The sequence below is a fragment of the Chryseobacterium taklimakanense genome (genome assembly GCF_900187185.1).
GTDB lineage: Bacteria > Bacteroidota > Bacteroidia > Flavobacteriales > Weeksellaceae > Planobacterium > Planobacterium taklimakanense.
This window is the reverse complement of record NZ_LT906465.1, coordinates 1,454,099-1,466,109: the sequence shown is the minus strand read 5'-3', so window position 1 is coordinate 1,466,109 and position 12,011 is coordinate 1,454,099. Positions and strand designations below refer to the sequence as shown.

At 40.9% G+C, this 12,011-nt stretch carries 10 protein-coding genes; 6 read left to right on the top strand and 4 right to left on the bottom strand.

Annotated features, from left to right (window positions below):
- Position 1: 1 nt before the first annotated feature.
- Both ccoS and CKV81_RS06955 read right to left on the bottom strand, forming a co-directional pair.
- The gene (gene ccoS / locus CKV81_RS06960; RefSeq protein WP_095071800.1) at positions 2-193 is read right to left on the bottom strand and encodes a cbb3-type cytochrome oxidase assembly protein CcoS; all 192 of its coding nucleotides are present in this window, start codon (positions 191-193) and stop codon (positions 2-4) included.
- Between the two features lie 111 nt (positions 194-304).
- Positions 305-2,692, bottom strand: a complete 2,388-nt coding sequence (locus CKV81_RS06955) for a heavy metal translocating P-type ATPase (RefSeq protein WP_095071799.1) — start codon at positions 2,690-2,692, stop codon at positions 305-307.
- A 92-nt stretch (positions 2,693-2,784) separates the two neighbouring features.
- On the opposite strand from CKV81_RS06955, the gene CKV81_RS06950 reads away from it, so the two are divergent.
- The 5 genes from CKV81_RS06950 to CKV81_RS06930 all read left to right on the top strand — a co-directional run bounded on the left by CKV81_RS06950 (position 2,785) and on the right by CKV81_RS06930 (position 6,270).
- On the top strand, positions 2,785-3,498 hold the full coding sequence (locus CKV81_RS06950) for a Crp/Fnr family transcriptional regulator (RefSeq protein ID WP_095071797.1): 714 nt from the start codon (positions 2,785-2,787) through the stop codon (positions 3,496-3,498).
- 89 nt (positions 3,499-3,587) lie between these two features.
- Positions 3,588-4,403, top strand: a complete 816-nt coding sequence (panB, locus tag CKV81_RS06945) for a 3-methyl-2-oxobutanoate hydroxymethyltransferase (RefSeq protein WP_095071795.1) — start codon at positions 3,588-3,590, stop codon at positions 4,401-4,403.
- Positions 4,403-4,729, top strand: coding sequence for a hypothetical protein (locus CKV81_RS06940; protein ID WP_095071793.1), 327 nt, complete (start codon positions 4,403-4,405; stop codon positions 4,727-4,729). The genes panB and CKV81_RS06940 overlap by 1 nt, the downstream gene beginning before the upstream one ends.
- Positions 4,730-4,791: 62 nt before the next feature.
- The gene (locus tag CKV81_RS06935) at positions 4,792-5,565 is read left to right on the top strand and encodes a sulfite exporter TauE/SafE family protein (RefSeq protein WP_095071791.1); all 774 of its coding nucleotides are present in this window, start codon (positions 4,792-4,794) and stop codon (positions 5,563-5,565) included.
- Between the two features lie 3 nt (positions 5,566-5,568).
- On the top strand, positions 5,569-6,270 hold the full coding sequence (locus CKV81_RS06930; protein WP_095071790.1) for an RluA family pseudouridine synthase: 702 nt from the start codon (positions 5,569-5,571) through the stop codon (positions 6,268-6,270).
- A gap of 121 nt (positions 6,271-6,391) precedes the next feature.
- Here the strand turns inward: CKV81_RS06930 and CKV81_RS06925 are convergent, their stop codons facing one another.
- Complete coding sequence (locus CKV81_RS06925) at positions 6,392-8,509, bottom strand: outer membrane beta-barrel protein (protein WP_095071789.1); 2,118 nt, start codon at positions 8,507-8,509, stop codon at positions 6,392-6,394.
- Positions 8,510-8,663: 154 nt separating this feature from the next.
- Complete coding sequence (locus CKV81_RS06920) at positions 8,664-10,937, bottom strand: aconitate hydratase (RefSeq protein ID WP_095071786.1); 2,274 nt, start codon at positions 10,935-10,937, stop codon at positions 8,664-8,666.
- A 174-nt stretch (positions 10,938-11,111) separates the two neighbouring features.
- Here CKV81_RS06920 and CKV81_RS06915 point away from each other — a divergent pair, with 174 nt between their 5' ends.
- A complete protein-coding gene (locus CKV81_RS06915) occupies positions 11,112-11,867 on the top strand; it encodes a WG repeat-containing protein (RefSeq protein WP_095071784.1) in 756 nt (251 codons plus the stop codon).
- Positions 11,868-12,011 lie beyond the last annotated feature (144 nt).

Below are 12,011 nucleotides of genomic sequence, written 5' to 3'. Positions count from 1 at the left end.
ATTAATTACTTTTTTCTTTTGATTGTTCCGTCTCGCCGGCGTCTTCGGTTTTTATCTCGTCATCAAAGAGAATCCTTACCGCTGGGGATTCATCGTCTTCAAACTGACCTTTTTTCGCATTGATTATAAAAATAACAAGGAAAACCACCGCTAAAGATACACTGCAAATAATCATTAAGTAGAGTATATCCATGTCTTGGCAAAGTTAATGTTTTAAGAGTTCAAATTTAGACAAAAAATATGATATTCGACAGATTATGTTAAAATTTGTTAATTTAAATCATTTCTAAATTAGCATTGAAAATTACCCATTAATACTGAAATATTTCGTGCTTCTTAACCACGTTGCAACTGTAGTAAACGCAACAACGGTGATTGAACTGATCGGCATCAGGATCGCAGCAAACAGCGGCGACATTTGTCCCATAACAGCATACGTTAAACCAATAATGTTGTAGAGGAAGCTGATGACGAAGGTGATTTTCACAATGGTGATGGCATCTTTACTCAGGTTAATGTATCTGTCAAGCAACGGAATTTTTGCCCCGTTCATAATGACATCGGAAGATGGCGTGAACGAGTTTGTATCATCCGCCACGGCAATTCCCACATTGCTCTGTTTCAGTGCTCCCGCATCGTTCAGGCCGTCGCCAAGCATGGCTACTTTTTCACCTTTGTCCTGGAGGGTTTTTATATAATTCAGTTTGCTTTCCGGATCCTGGTTGAAAGCCATCGCATCGATATGCGGAATTAGCTCCTCAAGCTTTTTTTTCTCAGATTCGTTGTCACCGCTCAGGATATGGATTCTGTATTCATCAAGGTGAGTGAAAAGTTGGCCAAGATTCTCGCGGTACTCATTCTTGAATATGAATTTACCCAAAAATTCTTCATTTTTACTGATATAAACTGCCGTTTCCAGATTTTTGGAAGTCTGGCTGCTGAAGCTTGCCGATCCTATTTTATATTTAGTACCGCGAACTTCGGAAGTATAACCCTTCCCTGGTGTATCAGCGAAGTTTTCTACCGGAAAATATTCATCTTCAACACCAATAAATTCATACAGGGATTTCGAAAGCGGATGGTTTGAGTTTTTAAGTAAAGTTTTGATGTTTTTTAAATCAAATTCCTGAATTTTAGCGCCTTCGTAGGAGATGTTTGATTTTTTTGAATGGGTGATCGTACCGGTTTTATCGAACACCAGGGTGCTCACCTTCGCCAGTTTTTCTATGGTTAAAGTGTCTTTTACATAAAATTTATTTCTGCCCAAAATCCGCATAATGTGGCCAAAAGTGAACGGTGCCGAAAGCGCCAGCGCACAGGGGCAGGCTACGATCAGAATTGCGGAAACCACCTGGAACATTTTTTCAAAGTCGATCCTCGCCCAATAGATTCCGGCCATTAAAGTTATTCCTAAAATAATGAAAGTGAAGTACTTGCTGATGGTATTGGTCAGCGTATCCAATCCGGTTTCGTGTTTTCGGAAAGCTTCCTTGTTCCAGAGCTGAGTCAGATAACTTTGGTCAACATTTTTAATGACCTCAAGTTCGAGGATTGAGCCAATTTGCTTGCCGCCGGCGAAAATTTTGTCACCCGGTTTTTTGCTTACCGCTGCACTTTCCCCTGTGATAAAACTGTTGTCGATATTCCCGTCGCCATTGATCAAAATCGCATCCACCGGGATAATTTCCTGGTTGCGAACCATGATTCTGTCACCAATCTTCAAGTCAGACAGAAGAATATTTTCCTGTTTGCCGTTGAAATCAATTTTAGTTACTGCAATAGGGTAGAAGGATTTGTAGTCGCGGTCGTATGACAGGGCATTGTAAGTCCTTTTCTGGAACGTTTTACCCAAAAGCATGAAAAACAGCAAGCCGCAAAGCGTATCGAAATATCCCGGGCCATAATCGGTCATCACCTCGTAAATACTTCTTCCGTACAAAACCAAAATTCCCAGTACAATAGGTACATCAATGTTTACAATTTTGTTTTTTAACCCGTAAATTGCGGATTTGAAGTAATCTGACGCGGAGTAAAACACAACCGGTGTGGCCAGCAGGAACATGATAAAACGGAAAAGATTCTTGTATTTTTCCATCCAGAAATCGGTGTACCCAAAAAATTCCATCGCGTATTCGGGATAGCTGAAAAACATGCCGTTTCCAAACGCAAATCCTGCCACTGCAAGTTTTATCAGCAGGGATTTATCAAGTTTTTCTTCTTTCCTGTCGGCGGTTTCCAGGCTGATGACGGGTTTGTAGCCCAGATTGGTTAGAAATTTAGCTAATTCGCTTAATTTCAGTTCATTGTGGTTAAATGAAACCTGCAGCGTTTTTTTGGTAAAGTGAACCTGCGAATACTTGATATTTGCATTTAAAGTATGGAGGCTTTCAAGCAGCCAAATGCATGAAGAGCAGTGGATTACGGGTATTTTGAAAGTGATCAGCGTCGTATCTCCTTCAGAAAAATCGGTTATTCTTTCAAAGATTTCCGGCGTGTCGAGATAATCAAACTGTGTGGAACTTTCATCCGGGCGTATTCCCGAATTTTTATTCAGTTCGTAAAAATTGCCCAGATTGTTGATGTTCAGGATCTCGTAAACAGATTTGCAGCCATTGCAGCAGAACTCCTTAGAATCGAAACTTATCCGCTCCTTGCCGATGGTCTGTCCGCAATGAAAACAATTGTCCGCCACTGATTTCTAGATTTTTTGACTTGCAAAATTATAACAAAAAACTTTGAGATTCGGTACAAAAAAGCCTATTTTTGCTGACAAATATCATAAACATGTCTGTAGAAAAACAAGAGCTCATCGAGAAGAATCTGTCGAGAGTTTTTAATGAAAATTACTTTAAAGCTAACCTTTCTACTGAAGATTTCGAAAAATACCAAAGCGTGAAAAAAGACGTTTCCATCCAAAAAGGCGACTATCTTTTTGATGAACACGAAACGGCGCAGGGTGTTTACTTAATCACAAAAGGAACTTTAAAGCTTTCTAAATCAGGTGTGTATGGTAAAGACCAGATTTTAAGATTTATAAAAGAAGGTGATCTGATCGGTTACCGTTCGCTGTTGATTGGGGAAGATTTTCAGGCTAAAGCTGAAGCAATGTCTGACGTGGACGCGAAATTTATTCCAGGCGATTTTTTCCTTCATTTACTGGAAGCTGATTCAAAATTATCCTTCGCGATGCTGCAGAAATTCGCCTATGAACTGGGTGAATCTTCAAATACAATTACGTTCCTTGCACAGAAAACCGTAAGAGAAAGACTGGCAGAAGTTCTCCTGCTTTTGGAACAGAAACTGGGCGCCGATCCGGAAGGTTTCATCAAAATTTCATTAACCAGGGAAGAAATTGCCAATTTAATTGGTACTGCCACCGAAAGCGCCATCCGCCTTATTTCAGAATTCAAGCAGGATCAGCTGATTGAGACAGAGGGCCGCAATATCAAGATCCTGAATCACGAAAAGCTGATGAAGCTGGGACACGTGATCATGTAACTTCTAAAAAAATCAATGATGAATAATTAATCAATTTCAGCGAGCACAAATTATTAATGATTCATCTCTTATTATTCATTTAAAAAACTATGTCTGTACACTCAGAAATCAAGAAAATCACCACCGAGACTTTGCGGAAAATGAAATTCGACAAAGAAAAAATCACGATGCTTACTGCGTACGATTTTACCACCGCGAAAATGGTGGATGCCGGTGGAACAGACGCCATTTTGGTCGGCGATTCGGCAGCAAATGTGATGGCTGGTTTTGAAACGACCTTGCCCATTACTCTGGATCAGATGATTTACCATACACAGTGTGTGGTTCGCGGTGTGAACAGGGCATTGGTGGTTGCAGATTTGCCCTTCGGGACTTATCAGAGCAATTCGGAAAAAGCCCTGGATTCGGCGGTAAGAATGATGAAAGAAGGCGGTGCTCACGCGGTAAAGATCGAAGGCGGCGCAGAGATCGAAGATTCAATACGAAAAATTGTCAACGCCGGAATTCCGGTGATGGGACATTTGGGCTTGACACCGCAGTCCATTTACCAGTTTGGAACATATAAAGTTCGTGCGAAAGAAGATGCAGAAGCGGAAAAATTAATAAAAGACGCCAAACTTTTGGAGGAATTGGGCTGTTTTGCATTGGTGCTGGAAAAAATTCCTGCAGATTTGGCAAAAAAAGTAACCGAAAGCATTTCAATTCCTACGATCGGAATCGGTGCTGGTGCTGATTGTGACGGGCAGGTGCTGGTTTACCACGATATGGTAGGAATGAATAAGGATTTTACGCCAAAGTTTTTAAGAAGGTACCTTGATCTTTACACCGAAATTACCGGAGCCGTTGCCCAGTACGTGAAAGATGTAAAAGAAGTGAATTTCCCAAACGATAAAGAAAGTTACTGATGAAAAATATGCAGACCATACAGGGTATTATTTCTCTGGCGGCGATTATTTGCCTGCTTGCGGGAATGTTCAATGTGTTCACGCCGGAAATCAACGGTTTTCTGTCGCGGAAACTTTTTTATATTCTAATTGGTGTCAGTTTTATCCTGATGGCGCCGTTTATGACCAATAAAAATTTTATTTATCCGATGTATGCGGCTGGGATTTTGTGTGTCGCCGGTGCATTTATTCCTGCGGAAAACCGGTTTTCAGCACTAAAGACCATCGGAATTCTTGCCGGAGTGATTTTGTCCTTTTCCAACAGATCAAGGCAAGTCAACCGATAAATTTTTAAAAATAATTCAGTCCTTTCAAATTTTATTTTTGAAAGGTTTTTAATTCTCAGGAAATGGAAGAAATCATTATCGCAATAGTGGCGCTTCTGGCTTCTGCACTTACATTTTTTTCTGGGTTTGGTTTGGGAACGGTTCTTATGCCGGTTTTTGCGGTTTTCTTTCCCGTCGACCTGGCAATTGCACTTACGGCGATTGTACACTTTCTGAATAATGTTTTTAAATTCTTCCTCACCGGAAAACATGTTGATAAAAGTATTCTGCTTCGGTTCGGTTTGCCGTCAATTGTTGCAGCATTCATTGGGGCTCTGCTTTTGAATTATCTTTCACATTTACAGCCTTTATTCCAGTGGGATTATTCCGGACAAACTTTTGAGATTACGCCAATCAAACTGATTATTGCTTTGCTGCTGATATTTTTTGCCCTGTTTGATATAATTCCAAAGCTAAAGAATATGCATTTCAGCAGGAAATATTTACCAACCGGTGGAGTGATCAGTGGTTTTTTTGGCGGATTATCAGGGCATCAGGGTGCATTGCGTTCAGCATTTCTTATCAGAGCCGGACTTTCAAAAGAAACCTTCATCGCGACAGGGATTGCAATCGCGTGTTTGATTGACATTACAAGATTAAGCGTTTACTCCAAAAATATCCTTGCGGTAAAAGACAGCATCGACTGGAAAATGGTAATCATTGCCACGCTTTCTGCCTTTGCCGGCGCAGTGCTCGGAAGTAAAATCCTGAAAAAAATAACCATTGACACCGTTCAGATGGTGGTTGCAGCTGCATTAATTGTTTTTGCTGTATTTTTGGGTCTTGGAATTATTTGAAAAATGGAAACCCGAACCCAGAAATTTGAAGCATCACAAATTGTTTACGAAGACAATCATCTTTTGGTCATCAACAAAAAAGTTGGACAATTGGTTCAGGGTGATAAAACCGGCGACGAATCTCTTTTGGAGTCCATCAAAAATTTCATCAAAATCCGTGACGAAAAATCGGGAAACGTCTTTCTCGGCCTCGTTCACCGTATCGACAGGCCTACTTCGGGTTTGGTGATTTACGCCAAAACTTCAAAAGCACTGTCACGCCTGACCCAAATGGTGAAAAACCGTGAAATCAAAAAAACATATTGGGCAGTGGTAGCCAAGGAAATGATTCCGCAAAGCCAGCGACTGGTTCATTACCTCAAAAAAAACGAGAAAAACAATAAAGCGGTTGTGTTTCCAAAAGTTACCGAAGGTGCAAAAGAGGCGATCTTAACTTATCAGGTTTTAAAGACTTTAGATCATTATCTTCTCCTTGAAGTTGATCTGGAAACCGGCCGCCATCACCAGATCCGTGCCCAGCTTTCCAAAACCGGGGTTCCGATAAAGGGAGATCTGAAATATGGTGCGCCGCGATCAAACCCCGATGGTGGAATTTCGCTGCACGCCAGAAAACTGGTTTTCGTTCATCCCGTAACTAAGGAGAATATTGAAATCATTGCTCCAGTGCCGAACAACGATGCAGTTTGGAGAGCTTGCGAAGCATAGTAACCGTTCAAATAGAGAATTTAATATGAAGTTTCCATTCACTTCCAAAAAATAATACTTGTTTCGTAATCCAGCCTCTTTTAAACTGAAAAAGTTGGAAAAAAATTCCAACTTTATAATATTACTGATTGTTGTCTTGCGGAAGAATTCCTCCGCTATCATCTTTTTTCTCCTGGTTCAGCATATTCGGTGCTTCTTTGGCGAGTTTGTTTTTAGTCGGAATTTTATAATTTAACGAAAACCCAAAACTACGGCTATCATTTTTATTGCTTAATCTTACATTTGGTGTTTCCACAGAGCGGAAAGCCATTTGCTGACCATTGAAAATATCGTTGGCAAAAACAGAAACGCTCAGTCGGTCTTTCATAAATTTTTTAGATAAAGTTAAATCTACAGAGTTCCCGATTGGTTTTTCTGAAACGAAATAGAAATAACTGGCGTTGGGCTGTATGTAGAAATAATTTGCGGTGAGTTTGATATCTTTCGGCAGGATCAGCTGCGACATCAGATTGAACATCCAAAACGACTTGGTGTCCAGATTTGGGATTACGTGTTTTTGATTCGCGGCGTAGATGTACAGGAAATTAATTTTATCCGGATTGAAATTGAATTTCATAATCTCACTCAGCGGTTTTGTGAAAATCATAAACGGAATCGGCAGCCCCACATTGAAATTCCGGATGTTCATTTCAGGAATATTCATCTGTTTATTGGTAATGATATCGCCGTTTCTTGTTACCATCTGTGCCAACTGATTTTTGGCGTGGCTCACGCTGTAACCTATAAATGCGTAATCGAAGGCAGAGATTTTCGCTTCGTAATTGTCAAAAATAGTAGGCTGCAAATTGGGATTTCCCGTTGAAACAGAATTTGGATTTTGGTAAGTCGTGTTATTTGGATTTAAGGCTGAAATGCTTGGCAAATTGATTTTCTTGTTATAATTCAAAGCAAAATAAACCTGTTTCATAAAGTTGTACTGCACACTGGCATTCGGAAAAAGTTTAAATTTTTTGAATGGTGTTAAGGCCGTATTTCCCGCATATCCGGAAATGTCGTAATCTTCCGCTCTGGTTCCCAACGTGAAATCGAACTGTTTTAGCTTTGCCTGAATTTCAGCGTATGAAGAAGCGGTTTGCCTTTGATAATCAAGGTTTTGTATGCCTTTGCTTGAGGTTTGGAAATTCTGCTTCTCATACAGTCCGCCAAGACTTATTTTGCCCTCATCCAGAATTTTCACGGGTTGGGAATAATCCACCTTGAAGGTAACATTATTCAAATCAGAATCGTTTTGCAGAACATTTTGATTGATATTGAAATTCTGCTGGTCGAAATCGGAATTAGCGCTGGTATAACTCAATTTAAAATCGAGTTTTTTATTCTTGTCGTCGAAGCGTTTTTGATAGGTAGCCACCGCTTCGTTTCTCAAATTTAAAGAATTCGCCAAATCGCTGGACTGGAAAGTATTGCCGTTGTATTTTCCGTGGCTTAAGGTGTAACTGTCATTATTATTGTGGTAAACATCATAATTCAGCAAAAGCCGGTCGTCGTTACCCAGTTCAAAGGTCATTCCTGCTTTGGCGAAATATCCTCGCCTGTAGAAATCGGTAAAGGTGCCGGAAAGGTCATCAATTGTTCCGTTCATCATACCTTCACGATAATTTTGACCGATATTCAGTTGCCATGCAAAAACCTTGTTTCTGGAATTTAAACTCAAGGAGTTATTGGTTCTCTGGCGAAATTTATCATAATTGGTAAAACTGTAATTCCCGGAATAGGTTGCAGTAAGATAATTTCTCGCTGTTTTTGAAGTAATAATATTAAGAATAGCACCGCCTGAAGTTGCCGGAAATTCCGCGCCCGGTTGTGTGATGATTTCGATGCGCTCCACGGCGTTGGCCGGCATTCCTTCCAAAAAGCTATTCAGTTCGTTGCTGGTAATGTTCAGGGGTCTACCGTCCATATATACATCCAGCAGTTTCCCCTGGTACATCATTCCGGCGATGTCGGTAACCACTAATCCCGGAAGTTTCTTCACGCCGTCCATCACCGTTCCACTGTTGAGGTGCGCCTGTTCGGAAAAATCGAAAATGGTACGGTCGGCTTTCTGTTCTACGGCTTTTTTGGTTTTTACAATGGTAACCTCGTCTATTTTGGTTTCTTTTTCTGTGGGTTTTTGTTGTGCAAAATAAAAATTGGCGGACAGAAAAAGTCCTGCTATCAGTAAATGTTTATGCTTCATAATTCTTTATATGCTGCATTAGACAACTGAAAACGGTTTTTGTTACTTTTCAAATAAACATTTAATATATTTTTAACAAAAAAACCGCTCAAAAAGAGCGGTCTGTTTCAGAATCCTTCAGCGATTAGAAATCTTTGAAGAATTGGTTTGCATTTTAGGAATTCTGAGCTTCCTGTGCGATCAGGTTAAGCGCAGATCCTGCTTTAAACCAGCCTATCTGCTGATCGTTATAAGTGTGGTTTGCAAATACGGTATCCTTTGTTCCGTCAGCATGCACGAATTCAAGTGTTAGTGGTTTCCCTGGAGCAAACTGATCAAGATCAAGGAAGTTTACGGTATCATCTTCCTGAATTTTATCATAATCTGCTTTATCGGCAAACGTTAAACCAAGCATTCCCTGTTTTTTCAGGTTCGTTTCGTGGATACGCGCGAAAGATTTTACCAAAACTGCTTTTACACCCAAATGTCTTGGTTCCATTGCGGCATGTTCTCTGGACGAACCTTCACCGTAGTTTTCGTCGCCCACAACAATCGAAGGAATACCGGCTGCCTTGTACGCTCTCTGTACTGTAGGAACTTCGCCGTATTCACCGGTCAGTTGGTTTTTCACTTTATTGGTTTCCATGTTGTAAGCGTTTACGGCGCCGATCAACATATTGTTGGAAATATTATCCAAGTGTCCGCGGTATTTCAGCCAAGGTCCAGCCATAGAAATATGGTCAGTTGTACATTTTCCGAAGGCTTTAATCAAAACTTTTGCACCTTCAATATTTTTGCCGTCCCAAGGTTGGAATGGCTCAAGCAACTGAAGCCTGTCTGAGGTTGGGTTTACAATAACCTGAACGTTACTTCCGTCTTCAGATGGCGCCTGGTAACCGTTGTCATCTACATCAAAACCTTTTTCAGGGAGTTCAGAACCTTTTGGCTCATCCAGTTTTACCTGTTCTCCGTTAGCGTTGGTTAAAGTATCTGTAATTGGATTAAAGTCTAATCTTCCTGAAATCGCAACCGCAGCCACCATTTCCGGAGATGCTACGAAAGCGTGTGTATTTGGGTTACCGTCCGCTCTTTTTGCAAAGTTTCTGTTGAAGGAGTGTATGATGGAGTTTTTCTCGCCTTTTTCTGCACCCTCTCTGTCCCATTGTCCGATGCACGGTCCACAGGCGTTGGTAAAGATTCTTGCGTTTTCAAATTTTCTGAATGAATTAAGGAATCCGTCTCTTTCAGCGGTGAATTTTACCTGCTCAGAACCTGGATTGATTCCTAAAATTGCTTTTGGTTTCACGCCTTTCGCCACAGCATCTTCTACGATAGAAGCCGCTCTTGATAAATCTTCATAAGAGGAATTCGTACAAGAACCGATCAGTGCCCATTCTACGTCCAGAGGCCAGCCGTTTTCTTCAGCCTTGTCACGGAATTCCGCAACAGGTGTCGCCAAGTCCGGTGTAAAAGGTCCGTTTAGATGCGGCGTCAATTCAGACAAATTAATTTCAATAACCTGGTCGAAATACTGTTCAGGGTTTGCATAAACTTCTGCGTCACCCGTTAAATGTTCAGCAATTTGGTCTGCAGCATCCACCACATCCTGTCTTCCGGTTGCAGCCAGATATCTTCTCATAGAATCATCATAACCGAAAGTAGAAGTTGTGGCACCGATTTCTGCACCCATGTTACAGATTGTGCCCTTTCCTGTTGCAGAAAGCGATTGCGCGCCTTCACCAAAATATTCTACGATACAGCCGGTTCCCCCTTTTACGGTAAGGATACCTGCAACTTTAAGAATCACGTCTTTTGCGGAAGTCCAGCCGCTCATTTTTCCGGTTAATTTTACACCGATGAGTTTTGGCATTTTCAGTTCCCAGGCCATTCCGGCCATTACATCCACAGCATCCGCGCCTCCAACTCCGATCGCTACCATTCCCAGGCCTCCTGCATTTACGGTGTGAGAGTCAGTTCCGATCATCATTCCGCCAGGGAAGGCATAGTTTTCTAAAACCACCTGGTGTATAATTCCGGCGCCCGGCTTCCAGAAACCGATTCCGTATTTATCGCAAACTGAACTTAAGAAATTAAAAACTTCTGAATTTTTATTGATACCTTCCTGCAAATCTGCTTCGGCACCTACTCTTGCTTGGATTAAATGGTCTGCGTGAGCGGTGGAGGGTACGGCAACCTTTGCTTTCCCGGCCTGCATAAACTGCAGAAGTGCCATTTGCGCAGTTGCATCCTGCATCGCCACCCTGTCCGGAGCAAAATCTACATAAGAATTTCCTCTTTCGTAAGCCTGTGTTGCATTGCCTTCCCAAAGGTGGGTGTAAAGGATTTTTTCAGCAAGTGTAAGCGGTTTTCCTACCACTTCGCGAGCTTTCGCAATGCGTTCCGGGTAGCGCTCGTACACTTTTTTAATCATATCAATGTCAAAAGTCATATTGTAAAATGTTTTTGATTATATAAATTGGAATTTTCAAATTTACGAAAAATTGCAGATTTTAAGAATGGTTTTCATCAAGTTTATAAATAAATCATATGCTGCAAATCTATTTTCAAAGTCTTAAACTTTTAATTTATTATTTTTGGCAGCGATTTTGAAAAAAGACAACTTATGAAGAAGATTTTGAGCCTATTATTTGCGTTGAGCCTTGTTATCAATATCGGTGCACAAACAAAATATGTCAAGAAGCCCGCGGCAAAGCCTGTGGCTAAAAAAACGGCAGTTCCGAAAGCAAATCCTGATCTTACTAAAGTAAATGATTCAATCCCGGCCCTTATTCCGCAAAAAAAGAATGGGAAATTTGGTTTTATCAATCAGAAAGGCAAAGTGGTCATTCCGCACCAATACAGCAATGTCGGGTTTTACGGTGAGGACTGCAACCTGCTGAATTCAAAGAATGAGAAGGCTAAAAAATATGGTACTGATAAATACGCGTCTGTAAGGCTTAACGGAGTGGACTACAGAATTGACTATACCGGAAAAAGGGTTTACAAATACCAGGATTCTGATTTGGCAAAATGTCCTTTCGAATATAAAAAGCAACTCTTTCATGCCTATAACAGGCAGGGCTACTACGGCGTTATTGAAGATTCCAGGTTTGAAAACGCGGAAGATTACCGCCATTATCAAATTTATCCTCAGTACGAGTACCTTCACATCATGGAGGGCGACGATTTGAAACATCCAATGATCATCGCTTCATACAACAATAAGTTTGGAGTTATTGATATTAATAATAAAGTCGTGATCCCATTCATTTATTCTGACATCAAAAGAAATTTCAGCTGGAAACTAGCGCGCCTTTTCGAAGTGACTACCGACGGAAAAAATTATTTTTATGTGGATGACAAGAATACGGCGTATTAAATAAAAATTTCATATTTTCGCGGTTAGAAAAAAGGGGTGCTGCAGTCGCGGCTGAGATTATACCCAATGAACCTGGAACAGGTAATGCTGTTTAGGGATGCGTTGCAAATGTACCAATCTAAAAATGTAGCAGTCTAACAATGG